This is a genomic window from Paraburkholderia sp. PAMB 6770, from assembly GCF_057748135.1.
The window spans coordinates 1,648,782-1,674,589 of the sequence record NZ_CM173239.1 but is presented as its reverse complement, the minus strand read 5'-3'; the positions used below and the strand labels follow the sequence as shown (position 1 = coordinate 1,674,589).

24 protein-coding genes and 1 pseudogene are annotated in these 25,808 nt (G+C 68.8%); 11 read left to right on the top strand and 14 right to left on the bottom strand.

Features of this window, described 5'->3' with window-relative positions; genetic code table 11:
- Nucleotides 1-32 precede the first annotated feature (32 nt).
- Both AC3AP7_RS24845 and AC3AP7_RS24840 read left to right on the top strand, forming a co-directional pair.
- A complete protein-coding gene (locus AC3AP7_RS24845; protein WP_487362957.1) occupies nucleotides 33-1,337 on the top strand; it encodes a VWA domain-containing protein in 1,305 nt (434 codons plus the stop codon).
- Nucleotides 1,338-1,358: 21 nt separating this feature from the next.
- Nucleotides 1,359-2,015, top strand: a complete 657-nt coding sequence (locus tag AC3AP7_RS24840; RefSeq protein WP_487362956.1) for a methyltransferase family protein — start codon at nucleotides 1,359-1,361, stop codon at nucleotides 2,013-2,015.
- Between the two features lie 39 nt (nucleotides 2,016-2,054).
- On the opposite strand, the gene AC3AP7_RS24835 is transcribed toward AC3AP7_RS24840, so the two are convergent.
- The gene (locus AC3AP7_RS24835) at nucleotides 2,055-3,914 is read right to left on the bottom strand and encodes an ABC transporter ATP-binding protein/permease (protein WP_487362955.1); all 1,860 of its coding nucleotides are present in this window, start codon (nucleotides 3,912-3,914) and stop codon (nucleotides 2,055-2,057) included.
- 16 nt (nucleotides 3,915-3,930) lie between these two features.
- Entirely contained in the window at nucleotides 3,931-4,806 is an 876-nt protein-coding gene (locus tag AC3AP7_RS24830; protein WP_487362954.1) for an extracellular solute-binding protein, read from the bottom strand.
- Nucleotides 4,807-5,105: 299 nt separating this feature from the next.
- Between AC3AP7_RS24830 and AC3AP7_RS24825 the strand changes: the two genes are divergently transcribed.
- Both AC3AP7_RS24825 and AC3AP7_RS24820 read left to right on the top strand, forming a co-directional pair.
- On the top strand, nucleotides 5,106-5,600 hold the full coding sequence (locus tag AC3AP7_RS24825; protein WP_487362953.1) for a molybdopterin-dependent oxidoreductase: 495 nt from the start codon (nucleotides 5,106-5,108) through the stop codon (nucleotides 5,598-5,600).
- Nucleotides 5,601-5,885: 285 nt separating this feature from the next.
- Nucleotides 5,886-6,209 carry a winged helix-turn-helix domain-containing protein gene (locus AC3AP7_RS24820; protein WP_487365010.1) on the top strand — a complete coding sequence of 108 codons (324 nt, stop codon included), beginning with the start codon at nucleotides 5,886-5,888 and terminating at the stop codon, nucleotides 6,207-6,209.
- Nucleotides 6,210-6,267: 58 nt separating this feature from the next.
- Here AC3AP7_RS24820 and AC3AP7_RS24815 read toward each other — a convergent pair whose 3' ends face one another.
- Together AC3AP7_RS24815 and AC3AP7_RS24810 are read right to left on the bottom strand one after the other, a co-directional pair.
- Entirely contained in the window at nucleotides 6,268-7,647 is a 1,380-nt protein-coding gene (locus tag AC3AP7_RS24815) for a DUF2325 domain-containing protein (RefSeq protein WP_487362952.1), read from the bottom strand.
- 43 nt (nucleotides 7,648-7,690) lie between these two features.
- Nucleotides 7,691-8,191 (bottom strand): hypothetical protein, encoded by a 501-nt coding sequence (locus AC3AP7_RS24810; protein ID WP_487362951.1) that lies wholly within the window; start codon nucleotides 8,189-8,191, stop codon nucleotides 7,691-7,693.
- Nucleotides 8,192-8,428: 237 nt separating this feature from the next.
- Here AC3AP7_RS24810 and AC3AP7_RS24805 point away from each other — a divergent pair, with 237 nt between their 5' ends.
- Nucleotides 8,429-9,295 (top strand): 2OG-Fe(II) oxygenase, encoded by an 867-nt coding sequence (locus AC3AP7_RS24805; RefSeq protein WP_487362950.1) that lies wholly within the window; start codon nucleotides 8,429-8,431, stop codon nucleotides 9,293-9,295.
- A gap of 66 nt (nucleotides 9,296-9,361) precedes the next feature.
- Here the strand turns inward: AC3AP7_RS24805 and leuA are convergent, their stop codons facing one another.
- Entirely contained in the window at nucleotides 9,362-11,104 is a 1,743-nt protein-coding gene (leuA, locus tag AC3AP7_RS24800) for a 2-isopropylmalate synthase (protein ID WP_487362949.1), read from the bottom strand.
- A gap of 436 nt (nucleotides 11,105-11,540) precedes the next feature.
- Nucleotides 11,541-12,968 (bottom strand): MFS transporter, encoded by a 1,428-nt coding sequence (locus tag AC3AP7_RS24795; RefSeq protein ID WP_487362948.1) that lies wholly within the window; start codon nucleotides 12,966-12,968, stop codon nucleotides 11,541-11,543.
- A 252-nt stretch (nucleotides 12,969-13,220) separates the two neighbouring features.
- On the opposite strand from AC3AP7_RS24795, the gene ahpC reads away from it, so the two are divergent.
- From ahpC to AC3AP7_RS24780, 3 genes and pseudogenes are all read left to right on the top strand, one after another.
- Nucleotides 13,221-13,784: an alkyl hydroperoxide reductase subunit C gene (gene ahpC / locus AC3AP7_RS24790; protein ID WP_487362947.1), complete on the top strand. Its 564-nt coding sequence runs from the start codon at nucleotides 13,221-13,223 to the stop codon at nucleotides 13,782-13,784.
- Nucleotides 13,785-13,899: 115 nt separating this feature from the next.
- A complete protein-coding gene (gene ahpF, locus AC3AP7_RS24785; protein ID WP_487362946.1) occupies nucleotides 13,900-15,495 on the top strand; it encodes an alkyl hydroperoxide reductase subunit F in 1,596 nt (531 codons plus the stop codon).
- Nucleotides 15,496-15,666: 171 nt separating this feature from the next.
- Nucleotides 15,667-16,194: pseudogene (locus AC3AP7_RS24780) on the top strand (alkane 1-monooxygenase); the annotation flags it as partial.
- Nucleotides 16,195-16,204: 10 nt separating this feature from the next.
- Here the strand turns inward: AC3AP7_RS24780 and AC3AP7_RS24775 are convergent.
- The 3 genes from AC3AP7_RS24775 to AC3AP7_RS24765 all read right to left on the bottom strand — a co-directional run bounded on the left by AC3AP7_RS24775 (nucleotide 16,205) and on the right by AC3AP7_RS24765 (nucleotide 17,717).
- Nucleotides 16,205-16,393, bottom strand: a complete 189-nt coding sequence (locus AC3AP7_RS24775) for a hypothetical protein (RefSeq protein ID WP_487362945.1) — start codon at nucleotides 16,391-16,393, stop codon at nucleotides 16,205-16,207.
- A 139-nt stretch (nucleotides 16,394-16,532) separates the two neighbouring features.
- Nucleotides 16,533-16,946 carry a DoxX family protein gene (locus AC3AP7_RS24770; protein ID WP_487362944.1) on the bottom strand — a complete coding sequence of 138 codons (414 nt, stop codon included), beginning with the start codon at nucleotides 16,944-16,946 and terminating at the stop codon, nucleotides 16,533-16,535.
- Between the two features lie 45 nt (nucleotides 16,947-16,991).
- Nucleotides 16,992-17,717, bottom strand: a complete 726-nt coding sequence (locus AC3AP7_RS24765; RefSeq protein WP_487362943.1) for a pirin family protein — start codon at nucleotides 17,715-17,717, stop codon at nucleotides 16,992-16,994.
- A 152-nt stretch (nucleotides 17,718-17,869) separates the two neighbouring features.
- Here AC3AP7_RS24765 and AC3AP7_RS24760 point away from each other — a divergent pair, with 152 nt between their 5' ends.
- The 3 genes from AC3AP7_RS24760 to AC3AP7_RS24750 all read left to right on the top strand — a co-directional run bounded on the left by AC3AP7_RS24760 (nucleotide 17,870) and on the right by AC3AP7_RS24750 (nucleotide 21,072).
- Nucleotides 17,870-18,760, top strand: coding sequence for a LysR family transcriptional regulator (locus AC3AP7_RS24760; protein WP_487362942.1), 891 nt, complete (start codon nucleotides 17,870-17,872; stop codon nucleotides 18,758-18,760).
- Nucleotides 18,761-19,095: 335 nt separating this feature from the next.
- On the top strand, nucleotides 19,096-19,893 hold the full coding sequence (msrA, locus tag AC3AP7_RS24755; RefSeq protein ID WP_487365009.1) for a peptide-methionine (S)-S-oxide reductase MsrA: 798 nt from the start codon (nucleotides 19,096-19,098) through the stop codon (nucleotides 19,891-19,893).
- A 270-nt stretch (nucleotides 19,894-20,163) separates the two neighbouring features.
- Entirely contained in the window at nucleotides 20,164-21,072 is a 909-nt protein-coding gene (locus AC3AP7_RS24750; RefSeq protein WP_487362941.1) for a MipA/OmpV family protein, read from the top strand.
- A 94-nt stretch (nucleotides 21,073-21,166) separates the two neighbouring features.
- Here the strand turns inward: AC3AP7_RS24750 and AC3AP7_RS24745 are convergent, their stop codons facing one another.
- From AC3AP7_RS24745 to treA, 5 genes are all read right to left on the bottom strand, one after another.
- On the bottom strand, nucleotides 21,167-21,640 hold the full coding sequence (locus AC3AP7_RS24745) for a hypothetical protein (protein ID WP_487362940.1): 474 nt from the start codon (nucleotides 21,638-21,640) through the stop codon (nucleotides 21,167-21,169).
- A gap of 571 nt (nucleotides 21,641-22,211) precedes the next feature.
- Nucleotides 22,212-22,412, bottom strand: a complete 201-nt coding sequence (locus AC3AP7_RS24740; RefSeq protein ID WP_487362939.1) for a DUF6566 family protein — start codon at nucleotides 22,410-22,412, stop codon at nucleotides 22,212-22,214.
- A gap of 128 nt (nucleotides 22,413-22,540) precedes the next feature.
- Nucleotides 22,541-22,894 (bottom strand): hypothetical protein, encoded by a 354-nt coding sequence (locus AC3AP7_RS24735; protein WP_487362938.1) that lies wholly within the window; start codon nucleotides 22,892-22,894, stop codon nucleotides 22,541-22,543.
- 81 nt (nucleotides 22,895-22,975) lie between these two features.
- Nucleotides 22,976-23,263, bottom strand: a complete 288-nt coding sequence (locus AC3AP7_RS24730; protein ID WP_487362937.1) for a hypothetical protein — start codon at nucleotides 23,261-23,263, stop codon at nucleotides 22,976-22,978.
- Between the two features lie 244 nt (nucleotides 23,264-23,507).
- Nucleotides 23,508-25,526, bottom strand: a complete 2,019-nt coding sequence (gene treA, locus AC3AP7_RS24725) for an alpha,alpha-trehalase TreA (RefSeq protein ID WP_487362936.1) — start codon at nucleotides 25,524-25,526, stop codon at nucleotides 23,508-23,510.
- Nucleotides 25,527-25,808: the final 282 nt, after the last annotated feature.

The following is a 25,808-nucleotide window of genomic DNA, read 5'->3' as shown; positions in this document are numbered from 1 at the left end:
GCGGACCCGGCCGGAACGCACAGAGCGGGGCGGTGAGCATCGTCGTCGCGGCGTCGATCCTGCTGCTGCTCGCGGTGGTCGGCATCGCGGTGGATTCCGGGCTCGGCTACATGGTGAAGGCGAAGCTCGATGCCGCATCCGATGCGGCGGCGGTCGCCGCCGGCGAGGCCGTCACGAACGGCAGCAGCCAGGCCGCGCAGAGCGCCAATGCGATCGCGGCCGCACAGAGCTTTTTCAACGCGAACTATCCGACCGGCTATCTCGGCACGACAGCGTCGCTGAATACGCCCTCGGTGGTGTTCAACCAGGGCACGGTGACGATCGATACGTCGGCACAGGCGGTCCTGCCGGTGGGCTTCATGCACCTGTTCGGCTTCAATCTGCTGAACGTGGCGAGTGCGTCGGAGACCGTCAGAAAGGATCTCGACCTCGTGCTGATCATCGACACCACCGGCTCGATGGCGACCGACCCGGCCGTGCCGCCGGCCGTGCGTTCGGCTGCGATTACGTTTCTGCAGCAGTTCAACCAGCTGACCGACCGCGTCGCGCTGATTCACTTCGCCTACGGCACGGTGGTCGACCAGCCGTTCAACGGCAATGCGCGCGGCTTCAACATGGCCGCGATGACAAATAGCATCAATGCGTTTAATTTCGCCGGCAGCACCAACTCGGAAGAGGCGTACTGGAATGCGCTGAACCAGCTGAATACGGTGATCACGCAACCATCGAGCCTGCGCGTGATCGTGTTCTTCTCGGACGGCGCGCCGAACAGCTTTGCGTCGATCTTTCCGACCAGCAACAAGAATTGCAATTCGCTGGCCGGCACGATCATCAGCGGCGACACCCCGAATACGCCGTCTGCGCTCTACGCGGACAACGTGCAGAGCCAGCAGCTCGCGTCGCCGTGCTACAACAACACCGCGTCGAAGCTGGTCACGCAACTGCCGGCGTTCTATAACGCGCACAACACGTCGTGGCTGAACAACCAGACGATTCCGGTGATCACCAACACGCCGCGCGTGGTGACGAGCACCGTGAACTACGCGAACGTGAACAATGCCGGGCGCAATATCGCCGAAGCGATGGCCAACCTCGCGCGCACCGAGGGCACATATGTCTACGCGATCGGGCGCGGCTCGGAGCTGCTGCAGCCGGAGGGCGCGAACGGCGAAATCGGTCAGGACGTGCTCAAGTGCATGGCCAACACGCCGGATTCGCTCGCGCGCTGCTACAACCCGGCGCAGCCGGTCGGCGTCTACTGCAGTGCGTTGACGCCGGCGGACATGACGCCGTGTTTCTCGAAGCTGGCATCCGAAATCCTGAGACTGTCGAAGTAACCGATCCGCGCGGAGATCTGCATGATGAACACCGACAAAGCTTTACCCGGGAGCGGGTCCGCCGACTGGGGGGCGCGGTGCGTGGATGGGCTCGCGCGCGCGACTACCGTGCTGCTGATGAGCGTGTTCGCGGTCGCGGCGATCCAGCAGTGGCTCGCGAGGCCCCAGCGCGTGACGCTGCTGCTGCTGGTCGTGTCGGAGACGCTCGCGATCGCGTTGTCGCTGATTTCGCGCGCGCCACGGCGGCGCGACTGGGCACCGGCGACGTTCGTCTGCACGGTGGCCGCGACATACTACTTCCTCGCGGTGCGGCTCGCGCCAGGCCAGCATCTGATCCCCGAAGCGGCCGGCATCGCGCTGCAGACGCTGGGGCTGGCGTGGCAGATCTTCGCGAAGCTCTCGCTGCGGCGCTCGTACGGGTTGTTGCCGGCCAATCGCGGCGTCGTGTCGGGCGGCGCTTACCGCGTGATGCGGCATCCGATCTACGCAGGTTACGCGCTCTCCCACCTGGGTTTTCTGCTGGCCAATTTCGGCTGGCAGAATTTCATCGTCTATGCCGGGCTGTTTGCGCTGCAGGTCTACCGGATCCTGCGCGAGGAAAAGCTGCTGGGCGACGATGCGGCCTATCGTGCGTATTGCACCCGCGTGCGCTTTCGCGTGATTCCCGGCGTGTTCTGATCTTCATGGACGCGCGCGGGGCTGCCGTGAATGCGTGCGTTACGCGGGCGCGGCCTCGGCCTGCGCGAGCGGCGCGGCGGTCCAGGCGGCGACGCCCGCCGGGTCGAGGGCGAAGCGATGCTGCGTGCCGGGCCGCAGCCGGGCGTCCTCGCTCGCCAGTTCGAACGGCACGCCCGCGATGTCGACGAGCACGTAGCGCTCGCCGCGCCGCAGCTCGATCGCGTCGACCGTGCCCGTGAACGGGCCGTCCGCGTTCGCCGACCACGCGCGCGGCGCGACGCGCCACATCACCGGCGCGCCCGCATCGGCGCCGGGCCGAGGCACACGGATCTGCAAGCCCGGCGCGAGATCGAGCAGGTCCGGGGCGGCCATCCGCCCGGTACCGACATTGCGCAGCCCGAGCAATTCGGCCACGCGCATCGACGCGGGCCTTGCGTAAACCGCATCCACGGGGCCGGCCTGCAGCATCTTGCCGTGCTCGATCACGAGCACTTCGTCGGCGAGCAGCGCCGCTTCATCCGGGTCGTGCGTAACGATGATCGATACTGCCGCGATTTCCCGCTGCAGCGCGCGCAGCGCCTGCAACAGGCGCCGCCGGCGCGGCGTGTCGAGCGCGGCGAACGGCTCGTCGAACAGCAGAAGCTGGCTGTGGCGGGTCAGCGCGCGCGCGAGCGCGACCCGCTGGCGCTGCCCGAACGACAACTGGCGCGGCAGGCGATCGAGCAGTTCGCCGAGACCCAGATGCGCGAGCCAGTAGCGCGCGCTCGCGGCGTCCGCGCCGACCGGAAACGACAGCTGCTGCGCAACCGTCATGTGCGGAAAGAGCCCATAGTCCTGCGGCATGTAGCCGATCTGGCGCTGCTCGGGCGGCAGCGCACCGAGATCGGTTGCGCCGAGTCGCACGATGCCGCGTTCGTTGTGTTCGAGCCCGGCAAGCAGCCGCAGCGCGAGCGATTTGCCCGATCCCGACGGGCCGATCAGCGCGAGGCGCCGCGTGGCCGGGGCCCATGCGATGTCGAGCTCGAACGCACCCAGCCGGCGTGTCAGATGAAAGGCGAGCCGCTGCGGCCCGGACGCGGGCGGAGGCGCGTCGGCCGCGCGCGGCGCGAGGGTGTCGTCGGCGGCGTCGAGCGGCGCGGCCGCGGCGGTCTGGCGCCGGCTGTACAGCGACAGCGCCGCGCAGACGACGGCGATCGCGAGCGTCGGCAACAGCAGCGGCATCATCGCGGGCAGCCCCTGGCTGCCGAACACGACGTACGTATAAACGGGCAGCGAATAGGGATGGTACGCGACCATCACGGTCGCGCCGAACTCGCCGAATGCGCGCAGCCAGGAAAGCGCCAGCCCGGCACGGATCGCCGGCCACGCGAGCGGCAGCGTCACGCGCAGGAAACGGCTCGCGGCATGATGGCCGAGCGTGGCGGCGACGTCGTCCAGCACCGGATCGACGGCCGAGAACGCGGATTTTGCCGCGATGATCAGAAACGGCGCGGCGACGAACGTCTCCGCGAGCACGATGCCGGTGAACGAGTCAGTGAGCGTGCCGCCGGTCAGCCTGCCGAGCGGGCTGTAAGGGCCGATCAGGAAGAGCAGCAGCACGCCGCTCGTGAGCGGCGGCAGCGCGAGCGGCAACTGCACGACGAAGCCGAGCAGCGTCATGGCGCGCGACGTGCCGCGCGCGAGCAGATAGCCGAGCGGCACGCCGCCGGCAAGAATCAGCAGCGCGGCGACGCTCGCGCTCGCCGCCGAGACGGCGACCGCGGACCACGTCGCATGCCAGTCGACCTGCGACCAGCCGGCTGCGCCGAGCTGCGGCACGCTCGCGACGAACGGCGCGCACAGATAGACCGCGAGCAGCGCGGCAAGCCAGCCAAGCGGCCTGACAGCGGCACGCTTCATAAGGACTCCAGATAACTTATTGCGCCGCGTCGAGCACCGCCTGGATCGACGCGGCGATCGCGTCCCGGTTGCCGGTGACGGTGGGCTTCACCACGTCCACGCCGTGCTGCTTCAGCAACGCGCGGCCTTGCGCGCTCAGCAGGAAGTCGACGAAGCGCGCGGCGCCCGCGGCGTTCGGCGCATCGGTCAGCACCGTCAGCGTGTAGCTCGCCTTGGCGCCGAGTTCGGCCGGCGGCTGCACGGAAGGAATCTTCAGATCCGACGTTTCGGTGGAGTAGAAGAAGCCGGCGTCGAGCTGACCGGATTGCAGACGGCCCACCAGGGTTTCCTCAGGCAGCACCTGTGCGGGATTTTCCGGCGCGCCGAGGGTCTTCTCGACGAGATCCGGCTCGTGATAGAAAGCGGCGGCCTGCTTCATCAGCGTGATCGTGAACGCGCCCTTCGGATCGAGCCTGGGGTCGGTGCGGCCGATGCGGATGCCCGGCTCCTGCAGCACCTGATCCCAGCGTTTGGTCTTGAAGTCGGCGGCAAAGCGGCTGTGCGGGTTGTAGCCGATCAGCAGCGGCGATTGCGCGAAATTCACGTACCAGGTGATGTGATTGCCGTTTACCTCGCCCATCAGGCTGTGGTTGACCTTCGGGCTCGCGCTGATGAACACGTCGGCGCGGCGCAGCTTGCCCTTGATTTCATGGGCGAGCTTGTTGGAACCGCCCGCGTAGCCCTCGAATTGCAGGCCGGTCGCGGTGTCGAAAGCGGGACCGACGCTGCGTTCCATCAGGTTGACGAGAGAGCCTGCGTACATCACGTTGACCGTGTTGTCGGCGGCATAGCCGGGCGCGGCGGCCGCGAGACCGGTGGTGAGCGCGAGGCCGGCAATGAGCTTGCGAATCATACCCGTTCCTTTATCGTTATAAAGAACGCTATATTACGACGTGATCGGCCGCGCGGGGCGGATTTTCTGGCTGCTTTCGGGGCGGCGTTTGCGCGCGGCGCGTCGCTCGGCAGGCGCGAAGCGCGGTGGCACGGGGGGCGGCTGCGATCATCGGCGCCGCGATATGTCGGGTATGTGTCCGACGAGACTGGGTCGGCATAGGGCACGGCACGTAATATTCGCAAGAATATGTCGAGAGGCGGCCACGCACGCGCCTCGATGCCCTGTTTCACGCTGTTTTGCAGACGGAGAGCCAACGGATGGACCTGATCAATCTCGCTGACGCGTCGCCGCTGCAGGCCGCGGACAGCGATTTCGTGCTGGAGGGCGCGGTGCTGCGTCCATTGTCGCTGTCGGTGGAGCAACTGCGCGGCTACGAAAGTGCGCTCGCACGGCCGTTCACGCTGCGCTGCTTCACGACCCGGCGCCTGATTCGCGAGGTCGGCGCGTACCGGGGCGTGCGTCTGATCGACCTGATCGACGAAGCCGGCTTGCGCAACGATATGCCAGGCGACTTCAAGCGCACCGTGTTCGTTGCGCGCGCACACGACGGCTACGCGGTGACGTTCTCGTGGCACGAACTCTTCAATACGGCGGTGGGCGACAGCGTGCTGATCGCCTACGAGTGCGCGGGCGAGCCGCTGCGAGTCGAAGACGGCGTCCCGGTGCTGTATTCGGGCGCGGACATCATGGCGGCGCCGCGCCATCTGAAGCGGGTGACGAAGGTGATCGCGCAGGTGCTGGACGTGCGCTGACCGCAGGGCCGCGGTGCGCTTGCCGTGCTTTTATTGTGGTCTTGCGGCGGTCTTACTGCGCGCTTGCTGTACGCTGACGCAGCACGCAGCACGCAGCACGCAGCACGCAGCACGCAGCACGCAGCACGTGCCGCGCATGCGCGCGTGGCTGCCGTCTCGCGGTACGGTTCGTGTATGCTTGCGCGCATGACCGATCCCGCCAAGCGCTCACCCAAGTCGTCCAGTCCGGCCCAGTCAGCCCGCCCGCGCGCGCGCGCCGGCGAGTCGCCTGACGTGCGTTTTCGCATGCGCATCTGCCGGGGCGACGTGGTCGCGCTCGGGCCGGGCAAGGTCGCGCTGCTCGAAGCGGTGCGCGAGCAAGGATCGATCACCGCGGCCGCGCGTCATCTCGGCATGTCGTACCGGCGCGCCTGGCTGCTGATCGACGAGCTGAACCGGTCGCTGAAATCACCCGCTACCGTATCCGAGCAAGGCGGGCAAAGCGGCGGCGGCTGCGTGCTGACGCCGGTGGGCGAAGCAATCGTGCGTCTTTACCGCGAGATCAATCAGGAGGCGCATCGCGCCGCCGCGAAACAGATCGCCGAACTCACGCGGCTGATGCGCGGATAGCGTCGATCCGCGTCACGCACCTCGGATGCACCGCCTCGGATGCACCGGATGCGCTGCGCTAGCCGTGCCGCAGGCAGAAAGCCGAAGGCGGCCGTCCCTGTGTCGCGACGGCCGGCGTCGGCGCCGGCGCGCGTTCCAGCCGAGCGATCAGTTCCACGAAGCTCGCGACGCTCGCGGTGCGCAGCGGGTGATAGCGCACGCCATGCCGCTCGCACACCCGTTTGATCGTCCCCATCGAATCGTGATCAATGCAGTCGACCGGAAACGCGACGAAGTCGGCGCGCGCGAGCGCCCCCGAGAGCAGGCCTTTGCGATCCTCGAGCCCGCCGTCGTGCACGACGAGTTCGCCGCCCGCCGCGCTCACGAGCGTCCTGAGCGCGGCCTGGGTGCCCGGCCGCCCGCCGACATAGACGATGCACTTGCCGCGCACGCTGTCGAGCGCGACGCGGCGCGCACCGGGCTGCGCATCGGGCGCGCCGAGCGTGGCGCTTTCGAGCGCCTGACACTCCGCTTGTACCGCGTGCAGCAGCGCGAGCGCGTCGTCGCGGCTCGCGCGCAGCGCATCGGCGCTGGCCTGCTGCTGCGCGAGCCGCTGCTCGGCCGCCTCGCGGCGGCCCGCTTCGTGCGCGACGCGCTGTTCGCTGTCGGCGAGCTGTTGCTGCAGCGTGCGCGTGTCGGCCGACGATGCGTCCTGTCGCTTCGCCTGCCCGGTGAGCCGGACGATCTGCGCGGTCAGCCCGGTGCTGACGGCCTGATGTTGTGCGCTCAACTGTTGCAGACGCACCTGCTGCCGCGCGACCTTCTCACGCAGCGCGGCGTTCTCCTCTTCGAGCGCGACCAGACGGCGCAGGTCCGCGCGGTTTGCCGCGCCGACCAGATGCGACAGCATGTGCACCTCGCCGAACGCGGCCTGGCGCACGCGCAGCGTTGCCTGTGGATGGGTCATCAGCGCCCAGTACGCGGGCGGGATGTCGCCTTGCCGGACCGCTTCGTGCCACTGCGCGAGCAGCGCCTCTTCGCTGGCCAGCGGAGCGAAGCGGCGCACCGCGCCGGCGTGCCGCTCGTCGAGCGCCTTGTGCAGCGCCTTGCTGGCCGCGCCGCCGGCGATCGCGAGCTCGACCGCCGCGTGATGGATCTCCAGGTCGCTGGCATGCTGCCGGTCCAGCGCGCTGAACTTCGTCACCAGATTGCGCAGTTCATGCACGCTCAGGCACGTACCGATCACCGAGCAATGCAGATGCGGATCGAGTTCCGCGAGACGCGCGCGTCGCCGCGGCGCCGCGGGCCGTGCGCGTGGCGGGCCGAGGGGTGCCGCGGGTGGCACCTCGGGTGGCACTTCCGGTGACGTTTCCGGCGACGCGTCGCCGGTGCGTTGCGAGAGCAGTTCGGCGGGCAGCAGGCGGGCGTGGCGGGCAAGGCGAAACGGGGGCGCGTGCATGAGGTTCTCGGGTCCGGTGCAGGGGGGGGCGACGAGGGGGCTGTTACGCCGTCGTGCCGGCGGGATCGGCCGGCGCGCCGGCATGCCGCTGCAGCACGTGTTCGACACATAGCTCGACCAGCGTGGCGTCGAGCCGTTCGAGTTCGGCGGCGGTGCGGCGCAGCGTCGCCAGATCGTGACTCGCGTCGCTAAAGAGCGTGTCGCGCAGCGCTTCCGCATCGCGCGCCGCATCGATCGCGGCCAGCAGTTCGGCAAGGCGGCCGAAGCCCGCGGCCCGACCCTGCGCCGCCAGGCGCGACAGCAGCGGACCGAACGCCGCCGGCAGCGGCTCGGCAGGCGTCGCGGCGAACATCTGCGCGAAGCGCCGCACGGTGCCGTGCAGGCAGCGAAAGGCGTCGACCACGTCGCGAATCAGCCCGGCGCGCGCCGGATCGGAGGCGCGGCGCAGCACCTGTATTGTGGTGCGCGGGTCATCGGCCGGAAACCGGCGCGGGCGCGGCAATGCGCGCAACGCGCTTCGGCCGCGGATCAGTCTGGGATCCATCGGGTTCGCTCTCGTGAGCCGGGACCGTGATCGGCGCCGCGGCATCGTGGGTCCATCGGTTGTTCATCGTTCGTAATATCCGCAAGAATATAACGGATCGGGCGCGGCGGCATAGCGGTACCGCGATCGCGCCGCATGGCGGCTTGATTCAAACGGGACGGATGAGGCAGTATGGGCGGAGTCGGGAGGCCGGCACGCGCCGGTTTGTTGAGCGTACAACCAGGGGGACGAGCACTTATGCCAGTCGTGGATGCGGCCTGGGAGACATGGCTAGCCACCAATACGGAGCGGGGCTGTTCGGCGGAATCGATGATCGAAGCGATGGTGCGCGCCGGCTTCGACGTGGTGTCGGCGAGTGCGGCGGTGCAGCGCGCGGCGGGTACGCCGGCGGCCGCCGCGGCGGCGGGCACGGTCGCGCAGTCCGCACCGGCGCTGCCGCGCGATTACGTGTACGACCCCTCGCCGGTCGCCCAGGGCAACCTGATTCGGGCGTTCGACCGCGACGTCAAGGTGCTGATGCGTTGCGAGCGTCCACAGGTGATCGTGTTCGGCGACGTGCTGTCGCCCGACGAGTGCGACGCGATGATCGAGCGTTCGCGGCATCGGCTCACACGCTCGACCACCGTCAATCCGGACACGGGCGCCGAGGATGTGATCCGCAACCGCACCAGCGAGGGCATCTGGTTTGCGCGCGCGGAGGATGCGCTGATCGAACGTCTCGACCAGCGCATCGCAAGCCTGATGAACTGGCCGGTGGACAACGGCGAGGGGCTGCAGATCCTGCATTACGGGGTGGGCGGCGAGTACCGGCCGCATTTCGACTACTTCGCGCCGGACCAGGCCGGCAGCGCGGTGCACACCGCGCGCGGCGGCCAGCGCGTCGCGACGCTGATCGTCTACCTGAACGACGTGCCCGACGGCGGCGAGACGATCTTTCCGGACGCGGGCCTGTCGGTGGTCGGGCGGCGCGGCAGCGCCGTCTATTTCCGCTACATGAACGGCGCGCGCCAGCTCGATCCGTTGACGCTGCACGGCGGCGCGCCGGTGCGCAGCGGCGACAAGTGGATCATGACCAAGTGGATGCGCGAGTGCGCGTACCTCTGACGCGCGGCCAGCGAGGCGCCGCCCGCATGCGCGGGCGGCCTCCTGCCGGCCTGGCTCCGGCGTCGCTCAGCCGGCCTGCAGCGCCGCGTCGCGCGCGGCGCCGTGCGGGCTCGCGCCGCGCGCGATCGCGTCGAAGAAGCGGGCCTGCGCATCGGCCGGGCAGCGCGCATACGCGCGGTTGATCCCGCTGATCACCGCGCGAATCGACGCGGTGGTCAGGTTCTCGTCCACCCCGACGCCGAACGCGCTGCCCACCACGTCCGCGCCGGCCATCTCGGCAATTGCGATGGCCCGCGCGTCGGCGCCTTGCGTCAGCGCGCGTTCCTCGTAGTGCTGGACCTGCACTGGCGTGCGCAGCGCGTGCATCAGCGCGTCGAGCGGTCCGTTGCCGGCGCCTTCGACACTCACCGGCTTGCCGTGCAGTTCGACCGTCAGGTCGATGTGCTCGCGGCCGTTCGCTTCAGACAGCGTGTGTCCGACATAGCGCAGCGGCGCCACGCTGCGCACGTACTCGTCCTGGAACACGTCCCAGATCTGCGCGGCGCTCACTTCGTGGCCGCTGTCGTCGGTGAGGCGCTGCACGGCCGCGCTGAAATCGACCTGCAGGCGGCGCGGCAGCACGACACCCTGGGTCTGTTCGAGCAGGTATGCAATGCCGCCTTTGCCGGACTGGCTGTTCACGCGGATGATCGAATCGTAGGTGCGGCCCAGGTCGCGCGGATCGACTGGCAAGTACGGAATTTCCCAGCGCGCGTCGTCCTGCTGCGCGGCAAAGCCCTTCTTGATCGCGTCCTGATGCGAGCCCGAGAACGCGGTGAACACGAGATCGCCGACATACGGATGGCGCGGATGGATCGGCAACTGCGTGCAGGCTTCGGCGGTGCGGGCGATGTCGTTGATGCGCGAGAAGTCGAGGCCCGGGTCGACGCCCTGCGTGTACAGGTTCAGCGCGAGCGTGACGAGGTCGACGTTGCCGGTGCGTTCGCCGTTGCCGAACAGGCAGCCTTCGATGCGGTCGGCGCCCGCCATTACCGCCAGCTCGGCCGCGGCCACCGCGGTGCCGCGGTCGTTGTGCGGATGCACGGACAGCACCAGCGCGTCGCGTCGGGCGAGGTTGCGGTGCATCCATTCGATCTGGTCCGCGTAGAAATTCGGCGTGCCGACTTCGACGGTGGCCGGCAGATTGACGATCGCCTTGCGCTCGGGCGTCGGCTGCCACACGTCGAACACCGCGTCGCAGACTTCCTTCGCGAAGTCGAGCTCGGTCGCGGTGAAGGTCTCGGGACTGTATTGCAGCGTGAAATCGGTGTCCGGCATCGCATCCGCGCAGCGCTGCATCGTGCGCGCCGCCCGCACTGCGAGCTCGCGCACGCCGGCGCGGTCGAGCCCGAAAACGATCTTGCGGAATTCCGGCGCGGTCGCGTTGTACAGATGCACGATCGCGCGTTTTGCGCCGCGCAGCGAGTCGAATGTGCGCTCGATCAGGTCGTCGCGGGCCTGCGTGAGCACTTCGATTGTCACGTCATCGGGGATGTGGCGGCCCTCGATCAGCTCGCGCACGAAGTTGAAATCGGTCTCCGACGCCGACGGAAAAGCGACTTCGATCTCCTTGAAGCCGATCTGCACGAGCGTCTTGAACATGCGCATCTTGCGCTCGGCGTTCATCGGCTCGAACAGCGCCTGGTTGCCGTCGCGCAGGTCGGTGCTCATCCAGACCGGCGCACGCGTGATCGTGCGCGACGGCCAGGTGCGGTCAGGGAGGTTGACGGGCGTGAACGGGTGGTACCTGGTCGCAGGATTTTTCAGCATGATGGGCTCGCGGGGTTGAAGTGGATCAAGGTTGCTGCGGGGCGTGCGAAACGTCGCGCGTCAGTCATGGGCCGGCTGCGGCAGCGAAGCTGTCGACCGGAGGCAGGAAAACGGGACGAAGCAGAACCGCCGGTCAGGCAACCGGGGCGAGGTCGGTGATGCGGGAGAAGCGGGTGCGCGGGGCGCGCGTTAGAAGCGCGATGCGCGTAGCAACAGACCTTGCCCGTGGGAGCGGGCTAGTAGCAGGTGGGATAGCAGGGTCTGTGCGGTCAGCATGGCCGTAATGGAATCACAAAGCGCGGCGGGCGTCAAGCGGGATGGGGCCGGCATGGCGGCGCGGCGGCACTGTGCCAGCATGGCGGCGCACCGGCACTGTGCCAGCACGGCGCCCGCGCGGACCGCGCCGCGAGCGGCGGCCCGGAACCGGCGCGGCCGCTTACGACGACGTGCGTCGCGAGCCGCCGCCGACGCTTTGTCCGGCGTCGTGTGCGAGCCCCCAGTAGCCGCCGACCGACGCGAGCGTGACGAGGCCGGCGGCGAGAAACGCAAGTTCGAAGTCGGCCAGCGTGAAGCGATGCCCGGTGTGTTCGCCATGCCACGCGGCGGCCGCGCGCAGCGCCACCGCGCCGAACGCGATGCCGAGGCCGATCGTCATCTGCGCGGCGGCGCTCCAGAGCGTGCTGGCCGCGCTCGTCTGCGCGGGCGCGACATCCGCGTAGGCGAGGGTCGCGAGCGTCGAGAACTGCATCGAGCGCGTGACCCCGTAGCCGAACACGATGAACAGCACCCAGGCGAGCGGCGAGAGCGGCGTCAACATCCCGCACGCAATCGTGAAGAGAGCGGCAGCCGCGACGTCGACGATCGACACGCGGCGAAAGCCGAAGCGCTGCAGGATGCGCGTCGTCAGCGCCTTCATGCCGAGATTGCCGAGCGCGCTCGCGAGCAGCAGCAGCCCCGACTTGAACGCGGACAGGCCGAAGCCGATCTGGAACAGCAGCGGCATCAGATACGGCACCGCGCCGATGCCGATGCGCGTGAACGAACCGGTCACGACGGTCACCGAGAAGGTCGGAATGCGCAGCGTCGAAAGATCGATCAGCGGATGGGGATGGCGTCGCGCGTGACGCACCGCGATCGCGCCGATCGCGAGTCCCGCCAGCATGAAAGCGCCGCCGTACCACGGATTTTCCGCGGGCTGGCTGGCGAGTTCCGCGCCGTACAGGATCGCGGTGAGCGCCGCGCCGCTCAGCACGAGGCCGGCCCCGTCGAGCGGCTTGCGTTCGTTGCCGCGCAGGTTCGGCACCAGCGCGGCGACGGCCGCGAGCGCCGCGACGCCGAACGGCACGTTCAGCATGAAGATCCAGCGCCAGCTCGCGTAGGTCGTCAGGAAGCCGCCGACCGGCGGCCCGACCACCGGTGCGGCGATCGCCGGCCAGGTGATCGTCGAGATCGCTTCCATCAGACGGTTTTTCGGCGTGCTGCGCACGACGATCAGGCGTCCCACCGGCACCATCATCGCGCCGCCGATCCCCTGCAGCACGCGCGCCGCGGTGAATTGCGCGACGCTCTCCGACAGGCCGCACAGCACCGACGCCAGCGTGAACACCGCGATCGCGCTCAGAAAGACGGTGCGCGAGCCGCAGCGGTCCGCCACCCAGCCGCTCACCGGAATGAAGATCGCGAGCGCGAGCATGTAGGCGGTCATCCCGAGGCTCACGCTGTTCGGGCCGACGCCGAATGCTTGCGCCATCTGCGGCAGCGCGGTTGCGATCACCGTCGTGTCGAGGTACTCCATGAAGAAGGTGCCCGCAACGATGTACGGCAGCCAGCCGATGAAGCCCGTGGTCCCGCTGCGCCCGCTCATCGCACGCTCCGGGCGGCCTGGCGGGGCGGGCGGGGCGGGCGGGGCGGGCGGGGCGGGCGGGGCGGTGCGCCCGCGCCAGGCGGGAACGGGCGCGGGCCGGGCCGCTTGCCTCGTGCGGCGGCGTCGGTCCAGCGCGCCTTTGAATAGCTATGAACAATCATTGTCATTTAAACAATCAACTTTTTCTATGAAGCGGTTGCCGACATACTGTACTCACTTTCTCCCAACCCTGTACACACGAGGACAGTCAAGATGCCGATCATCAACACCCCGATCAAACCGTTCAAGGCTACTGCTTACCACAATGGCGATTTCCGCACCGTGACCGATGCCGACTTCAAGGGCAAGTGGTCGGTCGTGTTCTTCTACCCGGCGGATTTCACGTTCGTGTGTCCGACCGAACTGGGCGACCTCGCGGACCGCTATGACGAGTTTCGCAAGATCGGTGTGGAAATCTACAGCGTGTCGACCGACACGCACTTCACGCACAAGGCGTGGCACGACACGTCGGAGACGATCGCGAAGATCCGCTACCCGATGATCGCCGACCCGACGCTGGCGATCTCGCGCAACTTCGACGTGCTGATCGAAGAGGAAGGGCTCGCGCTGCGCGGCACGTTCGTGATCAACCCCGAGGGCGAGATCAAGCTGTGCGAGATTCACGACAACGGTATCGGCCGCGATGCGGGCGAGCTGCTGCGCAAGGTCCAGGCGGCGCAGTACATCGCGGCGCACCCGGGCGAAGTGTGCCCCGCGAAGTGGACGCCGGGCGCCGAAACGCTGACGCCGTCGCTCGATCTCGTCGGCAAGATCTAGGCCGCGCACGGCAGCCAGGAATGCAGCACTGACACGTGGGCGGCGCGCTCGCGCCGCCCCACGGCCTTTTCGTCAAGGGCCGGTTCGCCCCACTCTCGCTACGGAACCCTTCGCCATGCTGGACGCCTCTCTCAAGACCCAGTTGAAAACGTACCTCGACAAGCTCAGCCGTCCGGTCGAGATCGTCGCGTCGCTCGACGACAGCGCGAAATCGCAGGAATTGCGCGCGTTGCTGGACGACATCGCGTCGCTGTCGGCGCGCGTGACGGTGATCGAGCGGCGCGGCGACGCGCAGCGCACGCCGTCGTTCTCGATCGGCGAGCCAGGCAAGCCGGGCGGCATCCGCTTTGCCGGCGTGCCGCTCGGCCACGAATTCACGTCGCTCGTGCTCGCGCTGCTGCAGACCGGCGGCCACCCGGTCAAGCTCGACGAGGCGGTGATCGAGCAGATTCGCGCGCTCGACGGCGACTATCAGTTCGAAACCTACTTTTCGCTGTCCTGCCAGAACTGCCCGGAAGTCGTGCAGGCACTGAACGTGATGGCGCTCGTGAATCCGCGCATCCGTCACGTCGCGATCGACGGCGCGCTGTTCCAGGACGAAGTCGACGCGCGCCAGATCATGGCGGTGCCGACGATGTACCTGAACGGCGCGGTGTTCGGCCAGGGCCGCAGCAGCGTCAAGGAGATTCTGGCGCGGCTCGACGCGAACGCCGGCACGCGTGCCGCGCAGCAGCTCGCGCACAAGCCGGTGTTCGATACGCTGATCGTCGGCGGCGGGCCGGCCGGTGCGGCCGCGGCGATCTACTCGGCGCGCAAGGGGATTCGCACCGGCGTGCTCGCGGAGCGCTTCGGCGGCCAGGTGCTCGACACGCTCGCGATCGAGAATTTCGTCTCGGTGCAGGAAACCGAGGGGCCGAAGTTCGCGACCGCGCTCGAACAGCACGTGAAGCAATACGAGGTCGACGTGATGGACGGGCAGCGCGCCGAAGCGCTGATCCCCGGCGCCGTGCACGAACTGCATCTCGCGAACGGCGCGGTGCTGAAGGCGCGCACGATCGTCCTCGCGACCGGCGCGCGCTGGCGCGAAATCAACGTGCCGGGCGAGCGCGAGTACCGCAATCGCGGCGTCGCGTACTGCCCGCACTGCGACGGGCCGCTGTTCAAGGGCAAGCGCGTCGCGGTGATCGGCGGCGGCAATTCCGGCGTGGAAGCGGCGATCGATCTTGCGGGCGTCGTGAGCGCGGTCACGCTGCTCGAATTCGGCGCGCAACTGCGCGCGGACGAAGTGCTGCAGCGCAAGCTGCGCAGCCTGCCGAACGTGACTGTGATCACCGACGCGCAGACCACGGAGATCGCCGGCGACGGCGCGCGCGTGAACGGCCTCGTCTATCGGGACCGGCGCACCGGGGCGAGCGCGCGTATCGATCTCGAAGGCGTGTTCGTGCAGATCGGCCTCGTGCCGAACACCGAATGGCTCAAGGGCACGCTCGAACTGACACAGCACGGCGAGATCGTTGTCGATGCGCGCGGCGCGACGTCGGTGCCGGGCGTGTTCGCGGCCGGCGACGTGACGACCGTCCCGTTCAAGCAGATCGTGATCGCGGTCGGCGAAGGGGCGAAGGCCTCGCTCGGCGCATTCGACCATCTGATTCGTCACAGCGCGCCGCAAGCCGAAGCGCGGCAGGCGGAGGCCGAACTCGCGGAAAGCTGAGCACCGCGCCCGCCGCGCACATGACGCGCGCGGCGTCGCGACATCCGCGGGCCGTTCGCGTTCAGGCGCGCGCGGCCTGCTTTTATTGCAGCGCGGCAGCGCTTTCGTGCGCGCACGCCATCCAACGGACGTTTCATTCATCCGCTTGAGCACAGCCGGTGCGGCGCAGCGCGCGCCGGGCGCTCGCGGTGGACGTGGCGCAACGAGGTGCTGCAGGCGTGGTCGATGACGGCGCTGCTCTGGGCCGCGATGATCGCGCTATTCGGCCGCACGGTGCTGCCGTTCCTGCTGATCCAGGCCGTCTATGGCGCGTCGCTGCTCGAAGTGGTCAACTATCTGGAGCACTACGGGCTCGGCCGCAGGCGATTGCCGGACGGCCGCTACGAGCGCTGCCAGGCCGAGCATTCGTGGAACAGCAACCGCATCGTCACCAACCTGTTTCTGTACCAGTTGCAGCGGCACGCGGATCATCATGCGAATCCGACGCGCCCGTATCAGGCGCTGCGCCATATCGACGCCGCACCGCAACTGCCGTCGGGCTACGCGACGATGATCATGCTCGCGTATGTGCCGCCGCTGTGGTTTCGCGTGATGAATCCGCGCGTGCGCGCGCACTATCGCGGCAGGCTCGCGCAGGCGAACATCAGGCCGTCCATTCGCGCGCGCGTGCTCGCGCAGTACGCGGCGGCCGGAAGCTGACGCTGCGGGCCTACGCCTCGTGCGGCTGCGCGCAGACAGAGGGCGCGGCGCGCTCCTCGCTGCTCGCGGCGCGCACCGCGTCGGCAAAACGCTGCAGCGACGACAGCGAGCCTGTCACGCTGTGATAGGTCTGCCGGCCGATGCGGGCATCGAGCAGAATCTGCAGGCCCGCGGCGCGGGCGAGTTCGACAATATCCACGGCCTTCTCCTCGTCACGGCGGAACCGCCGCGCAATGCGCGCGACGGATCCTGTCACAAGCGTAAGATCGGCGCGCGTGCGGCGATGATCCGAACAGAAGCCATGAACGAAGGCAATTCGCCAGTTTGGCGCGCGGCGCCTACCGGCGATCGAGCGAGTACTTGCCCGGACCCGCGACGCACAGCACCAGCAGGCCGCCGATGATGCTGATGTTCTTGTAGAAGTTGATCATGTTCATGAGCCGTTCCATGCCGCTCATGCCCCAGAACGGATGGCCGATCAGCGCGGTGCCGAGCGTGTAGAGCGCGAGCAGCGCCGCGAGCGGGCGCGTGTAGACGCCCAGCACGATCGCGATGCCGACGAACAGCTCCATCACGACCGCGATGACCGCCGCGAGCGGCGGCAGCGGCGCGCCGACGTGGGCCATGTACGCGACCGTGCCCTGAAAGCCGGTGATCTTCGACCAGCCGAAGATCACGAACAGCAGCATGAGCAGCACGCGGGCGACGAGCAGGACGCCGTCCTTCTGGTTATCGAACAGGGTGTAGCGCATGACGATTCTCCTTGGTGGGTCAATAAAGGGTGGCGGGGTGCGGCCTCAGTGCCACAGATCGGGGGTGTCGGCGTTGCGCAGGTCGAATACCAGCACTTCGGCGTCGCGGCCGTCGGTGAAGCGCAGTGTGCGCTCGTCGCGCACGCGCGCGCCGTCGCCTTCGCCGAGCGCGATCCCGTTCACCTTGACGCTGCCGCGCGCGACGTGCACGTAGGCGCGGCGATCGGCGGGCAGCGCAAGCTGCGCGTGCTCGTCGCCGTCGAACAGACCCGCGTACACGCGGGCGTCCTGCTGCACGACGAGCGAGCCGTCGGCGCCGTCCGGTGAAATCACGAGGCGCAGCGCGCCGCGCTTGCCGGCGGCGTCGAAGCGGCTTTGCTGATAGCGCGGCGCGGTGCCGAACGCACGCGGCACGATCCAGATCTGCAGAAAATGCACCGGTTCCGTGCGCGACGGGTTGTACTCGCTGTGCGCGACGCCCGTGCCGGCGCTCATCAACTGGATGTCGCCCGGCACGATCACCGAGCCGGTGCCCATCGTGTCCTTGTGTTCGAGCGCGCCTTCGAGCACGTACGAGAAGATTTCCATGTCGCGGTGCGGGTGCGTGCCGAAGCCGCGGCCGGGCGCGACGCGGTCGTCGTTGATCACGAGCAGGTCCGAGAAACCGGTCTGTTGCGGATCGTGGTACTGCGCAAACGAGAACGTGTGGCGCGAGCTGAGCCAGCCGTGCTCCGCGCGGCCGCGTTCGTGGGCGTGTCGGATCTCGAGCATGCGGATTCTCCTGAAGGGTAGGACCGCGCGGCGGCGGCGCCCGCGATCGATGGCAGGCAGTGTACGTCAATCGATGCTGTCATAATCGGGCACGGAAAGGAAACACTGTCCTATCCTTGTAGACAATCCGACCGCAGGCAACCGTTCTCCCGATGCAGCTCGATGACATGCGAATCTTCGTCGCGACAGTCGACGCGCGCAGCTTCACGACCGCCGCGAACCGGCTGGCGCTGTCCAAGCAGTTCGTCAGCCGGCGCGTGATGGCGCTCGAAGCGGCGCTCGGCGTGCGCCTGCTGGTGCGCAATACGCGCAAACTGGCAGTGACGGAGCTCGGTCAGACGTTTTACGAGCGCGCGAAGCGGATTCTCGCCGAGGTCGAGGACGCCGGGCAGGCCATGTCGCTGCAGCGCGCCGCGCCGCACGGGCTGCTGCGGATCAGCGCGCCGATGTCGTTCGGCGTGCTGCATCTGTCGCCGCTGGTGGCCGCGTTTCTGCAGCGCTATCCGGACGTGCGCTTCGACATGGAGCTGAGCGACCGGCTCGTCGACGTGGTCGGCGAGGGCTTCGACATGGCGATCCGCATCGGCACGCTGGCCGACTCGACGCTGGTCGCGCAGAAGCTCGGCGACGTGCGGATGCTCGCGTGCTGCAGCCCGCAGTATCTGCGGCGGCGCGGCGCGCCGGCGACGCCCGCCGACCTCGCGCGCCACGCGTGTCTCGCTTACGGCCACGGCGGGCCCGCAAGCTGGGAGTTTGCCGTCGACGGCGCGCGCCGCCACGTCGAGGTGCGGGGGCCGCTGCGCAGCAATAACGGCGAGCTGATTCGCGATGCCGCAATGGCCGGGCTCGGGATCGCGCTGCTGCCGGATTTCATCGTTGCCGCCGCGATGAAGGCGGGGCAACTGGTCCCGGTGCTCGACCCGTATCTGCCGCGCGCGTCGGCGCTGTACGCGGTGTATCCGCAACACCGGCAAGGCTCGACGACGATCCGCGCGTTGACGGGATTCCTGCGCGAGCAACTGGCGCCGGCGCGCGGCGGGTAAGGGCGGCGGGATGCGCGCACGGGCCGCGGGCGCGTATCGAAGCGGTGCACGCGCGGTCTGCGGGAGCGTTTGCAGGCGCGACGGCCTGGCTAACAGCAAGAGCGACAGCAAGAGCGACAGCAAAAGCGACAGCAAGAGCGACAGCAAAAGCGACAGCAAAAGCGACAGCCTGACCAACGGCAAGACCGCGCTGGCCGCTGTCATAACGGCGACGTTCACGCGACCAAGCATGAGGCCTGCGTCCGGACGCGTCGTCGCGGTCCGGGCCGGGGCCCATTCCGGTCACCCGTGCACGACGCGCCGCCGGCCCTCTCACCTGGACGAGGATTGACATGATGAAACCGATCAGACTGCTCATCTCGCGCGGCACAGCGCGCGCGATATCCCGCGTGCGCCGCGCGTACGGCGCACGCGTCACGCTCGGCGCGCTCGCTGCCGCGTCGTGCGCCGGCGCGCTGCTGTTCGCGCAGCGCCCGGCCTGGCCTGCCGACCCGGAGCCGCCGGCGCCGGTGCTGCCGGCACCCGCGTTCGACGAACCGCTGCAGCCGGCGTCCGCGCACGACGAAACGGCCGTGCTTGCCGGCGGATGCTTCTGGGGCGTGCAAGGCGTGTTCCAGCACGTGCGCGGCGTCAGGCAGGCGCTGGCCGGCTATAGCGGCGGCGCGCGCAGCACCGCGCACTACGAGATGGTGAGTACCGGCGAAACCGGACACGCGGAATCGGTGCAGATTACTTACGATCCGTCGAAGATCACCTATGGACAGCTTCTGCGGGTGTATTTCTCGGTGGTGCAGGATCCGACCGAACTCGACTATCAGGGCCCGGACCACGGCACGCAGTATCGCTCGGCAATCTTTCCGCAGAACGCGACGCAGCAGCAGATCGCGCAGCGCTATATCGCGCAGCTCGACGCGGCGCATGCGTTCGACGCGCCGATCGTCACGCGCGTCGAGCCGTTCAAGGGGTTCTACGCGGCAGAGTCGTATCACCAGAATTACCTCACGCTGCATCCGGGTTCGCTGTACATCGCGATCAACGATCTGCCGAAGGTTGCGAATCTGAAGCGCCTGTTTCCGGCGCTATATCGCGACCAGCCGGTGCTGGTGGCGGGAGCGGGGCGGACGGGGCAATAGGCGGGTGCGATGCCGCGTACGCCGGCCGCGAGGAAGACGCCGTTCGGGCCCGGATTTTGCGACGGTATGAGCCGTCCGTGACGCGGCCCCGGGCGGCATGTTCGCCGCCTGGCCGGAGCCGTCGGCGCGCGGACGCCGTTTCCACGCCGGCTCCGGATGGCTTGCCGGCGGGGAAACGACTGCGCGACGCGTCGCGGCTGCCGGTTTGACAGGCCGGCGATGCGGCGCGGACCGTCAATCCCAGTGCGCCGTCGGGCGATCGGAGGACAGGTGTCGAAAAGTCGAAAGAAGGGGGCGCCGCGGCGTCAGGACCAGGCATTGCCATTGTCGCGCGCAGGCGCCGCGCCGCTGTTCGCCGCCGCGACGATCGCCGGGCTCGCGATCACGTCGGGGACGGTACGCGCGCAAACGCCCGCGCCGCTCGCCGAATGGCAGTACTCGGCGGGCGTGCCGTTGCAGAAGCTGTTTCAGCCGAATATGCCCGACTGGCAGGTCCAGCTCGGCGCGGCGGCCGCTTTCCAGCCGCGCTATGACGGTGGGGTGCGCTACCACATCGAAGGCGGCCCGGTCTTCGACGTGCGCTATCGCGATCTGTTCTTCGCGTCGACCGGCGAGGGGATTGGCGTGAACGTGCTGCGCGGGCCGAACTGGCGCATCAGCATCGGCGCCGCGTACGACCTCGGCCGGCGCGGCCAGGACGACGACGATGAACTGCACGGCATGGGCAACATCAACCCCGCGCCCGAACTGAAGATTGCCGGCGACTACGTCGTGTCGAAGTCGTTTCCGCTCGTGCTGCGCGCGGACATCCGCCGCAGCTTCGGCGGCTCGAATGGCTGGGTGGGGGACCTGGGCGCTTACATGCCGCTGCCCGGAAGCTCGAAGACCTTCTTCTGGTTTGCCGGGCCGAGCCTCACGTTTGCCGATTCGAAATACATGAACGCGTGGTTTGGCGTCGACTCGCAACAGGCGATGGATTCGCGCTATCCGTACTACCATGCGAGCGCGGGGCTGAAGGCGGCCGGATTCGGCGTGTCGGCGGTCTGGTTCTTCCAGAAACACTGGTTTGCGACCTGCGATCTGGCGCTCGAACAACTGGTCGGCGGCGCCGCGGCGAGCCCGGTCACGCAGCGCTCGTCGAATGCCGTGCTCGATCTGGCGATCAACTACCAGTTCTGACGCGCCGGGCGACGCCGTGGCGAGCGAGGCCGTGTGCGCTGGGCGATGCGCGCCGTCGCGGCGGGGCGCGGCCTCGCGCCCCCGACCTCGCCTGTCAGGCGGATGCTTCGACCGGCGCGAGCGCGCTGCTCACGCGCAGCAGACCCGCGACCATCCGCGCTTCGGCGTGCGCGATCGCGTCGAGCGACGCGTCGGCCAGTTGTGCATCGAAGACGGCGAGCGCCGCGCGGAGCCGCGCATACGGGTCTTCGCGCAGGTCCCAGCCGTGCTGCGCGAGTTCGCCTGCGTCGAGCGTGACCATGGCGTCGTGGGCGGCTTCGATGCACGGCAGCGCGTCGCTGGCGTAGCCGAGCCGGCACAGCTCCTCGGCGACCAGCAGATGCCGGCCGAGCTGCATGAACAGATCCCGCGAGCCGTGGCCGCGCCGGAATGCATCGAGCGCGCAGTATGACTGCAGGAGCATGGCCTGCGTGACGGGGCCGTGTGCGGCGCGGCTGAACGTGAGCGCGCGCAGCAGCGGCGACATCGCAGGTTGGCTGCGTTTGCGGTGAGGCGAATGGCTGGCCATGACGATGTTGACCTCTTCGAAGCGGAGTGGGCCCGCAGCCGGCGAGCCGTCCCGGAGGCGGCTGCGGAAACGCGGCGCCGGTGGGACGCCGTGCAATCATCCTGGCAAGTGACTATTAACGCAGGCTTAAAGCGAAGTAGGGCACGGAAAGCGAATTTGCAACCAATTCTTTCAGGCGTGCGCTGTGCGGGCGCCTATGTGCGGCACTTGAGCGATCTATGGAACTTTTAAAATAAGGAATGCGAACTAAAAGACGATTTTGTCCCGATGGCACGCGGGAGATGGATTTTCAGCGGGCAGGATACCCGGGAAGGGGCTGCCGCCCAGGCGAAGCGGGAAGCGTGAAGCGGCTGGTTGGGATTGCGGACCGAGCCGATAGCGCGGCGAACGGCGCTTTGCGCGGATCGGTCGGTGGCGTGAATGGGTGATGCACATGGGGCGCGCGGGGTGGCGCGGGGTGGCGCGCACGTGAGCCAGGCCCGCTCAGATCGGCGCGACTCGGCTGTCAAACGCGGTGGCCCGCACGCCACGCGTGTTGTCGCGCGTGTCGCCGCCGGCGTCACCGCAAGGCCTAGCCGTGGCTGTCGATCCACGCACGGGCCCAGTCGAGCCCGGCGAGGCGTGCATCCTGGTCGGTGCTGAAGCGGCCGAGCACGCCTGACCCTTCGATCAGTTTGCCGGCGCGCGTCACCGTGCCGCCGGCCGCATAGCCGCCGTCCTGGATAATCGCATGGCCCCAGATCTCGTAGCCCTTGTACCGTTCAGGTTCCATTTTTCGTCTCGGCGCGGACGGCGGCCCGGCGACCTGCTGCGCGGCCTCCGACCGACGCGTGGCCTGGGCAGCGCGTGCTCCGGGCGGGAGGATGCGTGCACGGGCAAGTGCCGTGCCGCGGGTGCTTTTCAATGCGTCACCTGCACGGTCATGCGGCGGTCGCTGACACGCAGCACGTTGCCTTCGGGCGTGATGACCGGCGGGAGATGGTGAAAGCGCGGACCGATGCGCCAGTTGCTGTCGCCGTCGCCAGTGTGGGGCGAGGCGGGCGATTTGATGAGCGGCGCGGCGACGCGGTGCGGTTTGACTCTCGACAGGCTGTGCCCGTGCAGCAGCGCTTTGCCGATTTTCACCCGCCCTTTCCTGAGCGGCTGCATGGCGCGCGCTTCGGGCGGATTCCAGATTTCGACATAGTGGCCGCTAGCGGCGGCTGTGGACGCGAGCAGACACAACACCGCACCCGCGCTCAACGCTCGAAGCATCCTGTTCTCCTGGTCATGATGGCGTGCGCACCGCACCGACGGATGTTTCCACGCCGCGGCACCCCCTTATTGTGCCGCATGCTAGCCCGCGCGGCAGCGCCGGCCGGTACCGACGCACGATCCGTCACAGCCGGCGCACCAGTGACGGTCGCGCACCGCGCGGTCGACACGCCAGACGCTTGCCGGAGGCGGCGCCGCGGTGCCGACCGAGCGGCCGTTCTCCGTGGCGTGGAAGGTGGGCTCGCCCGCCTTGCCGCGGTTGATCGCGGCCTCGACAGGCTGCTCGCCGAACGCGGCCTTCAGTTCCGCAATGAAAGCGGCCATCTCGGGCATTGGATGGCCGACCAGCGTACGAACGCGCATGTCCATAAACCCGCTCCCTGAACGTGCCGCTACACGGCAACGAAAGATCATGGGAAATACTGTACATCCATACAGCTTTCGGTGCAATCGCCGCGTGTTGCGCGCGGACGACGCGCGGACCGGCGGGCAGACCGGCGCGCAGACCGGCACGCAGACCGGCGCGCAGACCGGCACGCAGACCGGCACGCAGATCGACGCGCAGATCGACGCGCAGACCGACGCGCAGACCGACGCGCAGACCGGCGCGCGTTCAGTGGGACGGGGCCGCCGCCGCGCTGGCGGGGCTGCTTGCGCGCACGTCGACGGCGTCCGGATATTGCGCGAGCAGCACCCGCAGCACGCCGTTGGTCCAGCCGAAGCCGTCCTGCAGCGGATATTCGCCGCCGCCCGCCGATACGGCGGGATTCGGATCGTCGACATCGTATTTTTCGACCAGCTTGCCGGTGCGCTCGTAGTACGCGACGTTGGTGCGGATCCAGCGTGTCGCGATCGTGCGGGCGAGCGCCTGCTGTCCGTAGCGGCGCAGGCCCGTCACCGCGAGATACTGCAGCGGCGCCCAGCCGTTCGGCTCGCCCCATTGCTGGCCGCTGTCGACCTGGGTGGTCGCGAGGCCGCCCGGGCGCAGCAGCCCGCGCCGCAACGTCGCGGCCACCGCGTTCGCCTGCTCGCGCGTCGCGATGCCCGCATACAGCGGGTAGACGGTCGCGGCGGTGAGCCGGTGCATGAGCCGGCCATCGGCGAAATCGTAGTCGCCGAACGCATGCAGCGCCGGATCCCACAGCAGGCGCCGGATCGCGGCGGCGCGCACCTGTGCGCGCTGTTCGAGGTTCTCGGCGCGCGTCACGTCGCCTTTGAGGCGGTACGCGTGGGCGAGCGTGCGTTCGAGCTGGTACAGCAGGCAGTTCAGATCCACCGGGATCAGCGACGTGACGTCGATCGTGCCGAGCGTCCTGTCGTCGGCGAACCAGCGCGAGCTGAAATCCCAGCCGGTCTCGCCGCCCGCGCGCAGGTTGCGCCACAGGTCGGTGGCCGCGCGCTGCGGGGTGCGCCGCGCGGTCTCGACGTCTTCGAGGTAGGACTCGTCGCGCGGCGCCGCGCGGGCATCCCAGTAGCGGTTCAGCAGCGTGCCGTCGCTGAGCTTGACGACGTGGCGCGTCGCGTGGCCGGGCGCGAGCGTGTCGCTGCCCGCCATCCAGTACGCGTATTCGCGCCGTAGTTCGGGCAGCGCGTGCAGGTACGTCTGCGCGCCGTTCCGATGCGCCGCGAGCGCGACCATCTGCGCGAAGAACGGCGGCTGCGAGCGGCTCAGATAGTAGCTGCGGTTGCCGTTCGGGATATGGCCGTAGCGGTCGATCAGCGACGCGAAGTTCTTCAGCATGTCGTCGACGAGCGCGTGCCGGCCGCTCTGTTCGAGCCCGAGCATGATGAAGTACGAGTCCCAGTAGTAGATCTCGTCGAAGCGGCCGCCCGGCACGATGTACGGCGCGGGCAGCGGCAGCAGCGACGACCACGGGCTGGCGGGCGGCGCCGGGTTGCGGCGCAGCACGTTCCAGAGCGTGTCGATGTGCGCGACGACGTTCTGGTCCGGATCGGACACGTAGGGCTTGCCGGGCGGCGCGGGCAGCGTGAAGTGCTGCCGCACGAACGCGGCGAGGCTGAAGCCGGGCGCCACGCGGGCGCGCGCATAGGCGGCGACGATCTGCGCGGGCGGGGCGTCGGGATTCATGTCGGCGAAGGTCTTGCTGTCGGGGTACAGGTGCGCGAGTTCGACGTCGCGATACAGCGGACCGAGCGCGATCGACGGCGGCTCGGGGGTGGCTGCGGTGGCTGCCGAAGCCGACGAAGCCGACGAAGCCGACGAAGCCGACGAAGCCGACGAAGCCGACGAAGCCGACGAAGCCGACGAAGCCGACGAAGCCGACGAAGCCGACGAAGCCGACGAAGCCGACGAAGCCGACGAAGCCGACGAAGCCGACGAAGCCGACGAAGCCGACGAAGCCGACGAAGCCACGCGCGCAGCCGGTGCCGGGGACGCCGTCGGCGCGGTGGACGGGACGGACGGCGGCAGCGGCGGCGCGGCGAGCGGGTTGGCGGATGCGCGCGTCGGCTTCGCGCGGGCGGCTTGCGCGGCGGGGGCGGACTCTGCGGCGGCGGACAGTGCGGGGGCGGACTGTGCGAAAGCGGGCGCAAGTGTGGCACAGCCCGCCAGCAGCGCGAGCGCGCACAGGCGGACGCAGGGGGCGCGGCGGAATCGAAGGCGAGCGGACATGGCGGAGGCATCGTCAAGGGATCGGCACGGCGATGCACCGCAGCAAATTGCGTTCCCCGCTCGTCGCGTGCGGTCGCACCGATGCATGCGGGCGCGTGCCACGCTGCGTCGCAGCAGCCGTGGCGACCCACGCCAATGGGCACGCGGATTGCTCCGCGACGGGCTCGCGCGCATCGGACGACGCCGCAGCGGCCGCGCGCGGCAAGCATCGGCATGTGTCGGCACGTGTTGACATGAGCCGCCAGCCGCCAGCCGCCAGCCGCGGGCAGACAGGGCAGGCTG

What these genes read in the sequence shown, in the direction of transcription:
- AC3AP7_RS24840 (WP_487362956.1), top strand. Translation starts at nt 1,359, where the DNA reads ATGATGAACACCGACAAAGCTTTACCCGGGAGCGGGTCCGCCGACTGG.
- AC3AP7_RS24835 (WP_487362955.1), bottom strand. Translation starts at nt 3,914, where the DNA reads ATGAAGCGTGCCGCTGTCAGGCCGCTTGGCTGGCTTGCCGCGCTGCTC.
- AC3AP7_RS24830 (WP_487362954.1), bottom strand. Translation starts at nt 4,806, where the DNA reads ATGATTCGCAAGCTCATTGCCGGCCTCGCGCTCACCACCGGTCTCGCG.
- AC3AP7_RS24825 (WP_487362953.1), top strand. Translation starts at nt 5,106, where the DNA reads ATGGACCTGATCAATCTCGCTGACGCGTCGCCGCTGCAGGCCGCGGAC.
- AC3AP7_RS24820 (WP_487365010.1), top strand. Translation starts at nt 5,886, where the DNA reads ATGCGCATCTGCCGGGGCGACGTGGTCGCGCTCGGGCCGGGCAAGGTC.
- AC3AP7_RS24815 (WP_487362952.1), bottom strand. Translation starts at nt 7,647, where the DNA reads ATGCACGCGCCCCCGTTTCGCCTTGCCCGCCACGCCCGCCTGCTGCCC.
- AC3AP7_RS24810 (WP_487362951.1), bottom strand. Translation starts at nt 8,191, where the DNA reads ATGGATCCCAGACTGATCCGCGGCCGAAGCGCGTTGCGCGCATTGCCG.
- AC3AP7_RS24805 (WP_487362950.1), top strand. Translation starts at nt 8,429, where the DNA reads ATGCCAGTCGTGGATGCGGCCTGGGAGACATGGCTAGCCACCAATACG.
- leuA (WP_487362949.1), bottom strand. Translation starts at nt 11,104, where the DNA reads ATGCTGAAAAATCCTGCGACCAGGTACCACCCGTTCACGCCCGTCAAC.
- AC3AP7_RS24795 (WP_487362948.1), bottom strand. Translation starts at nt 12,968, where the DNA reads ATGAGCGGGCGCAGCGGGACCACGGGCTTCATCGGCTGGCTGCCGTAC.
- ahpC (WP_487362947.1), top strand. Translation starts at nt 13,221, where the DNA reads ATGCCGATCATCAACACCCCGATCAAACCGTTCAAGGCTACTGCTTAC.
- ahpF (WP_487362946.1), top strand. Translation starts at nt 13,900, where the DNA reads ATGCTGGACGCCTCTCTCAAGACCCAGTTGAAAACGTACCTCGACAAG.
- AC3AP7_RS24770 (WP_487362944.1), bottom strand. Translation starts at nt 16,946, where the DNA reads ATGCGCTACACCCTGTTCGATAACCAGAAGGACGGCGTCCTGCTCGTC.
- AC3AP7_RS24765 (WP_487362943.1), bottom strand. Translation starts at nt 17,717, where the DNA reads ATGCTCGAGATCCGACACGCCCACGAACGCGGCCGCGCGGAGCACGGC.
- AC3AP7_RS24760 (WP_487362942.1), top strand. Translation starts at nt 17,870, where the DNA reads ATGCAGCTCGATGACATGCGAATCTTCGTCGCGACAGTCGACGCGCGC.
- msrA (WP_487365009.1), top strand. Translation starts at nt 19,096, where the DNA reads ATGAAACCGATCAGACTGCTCATCTCGCGCGGCACAGCGCGCGCGATA.
- AC3AP7_RS24745 (WP_487362940.1), bottom strand. Translation starts at nt 21,640, where the DNA reads ATGGCCAGCCATTCGCCTCACCGCAAACGCAGCCAACCTGCGATGTCG.
- AC3AP7_RS24740 (WP_487362939.1), bottom strand. Translation starts at nt 22,412, where the DNA reads ATGGAACCTGAACGGTACAAGGGCTACGAGATCTGGGGCCATGCGATT.
- AC3AP7_RS24735 (WP_487362938.1), bottom strand. Translation starts at nt 22,894, where the DNA reads ATGCTTCGAGCGTTGAGCGCGGGTGCGGTGTTGTGTCTGCTCGCGTCC.
- AC3AP7_RS24730 (WP_487362937.1), bottom strand. Translation starts at nt 23,263, where the DNA reads ATGGACATGCGCGTTCGTACGCTGGTCGGCCATCCAATGCCCGAGATG.
- treA (WP_487362936.1), bottom strand. Translation starts at nt 25,526, where the DNA reads ATGTCCGCTCGCCTTCGATTCCGCCGCGCCCCCTGCGTCCGCCTGTGC.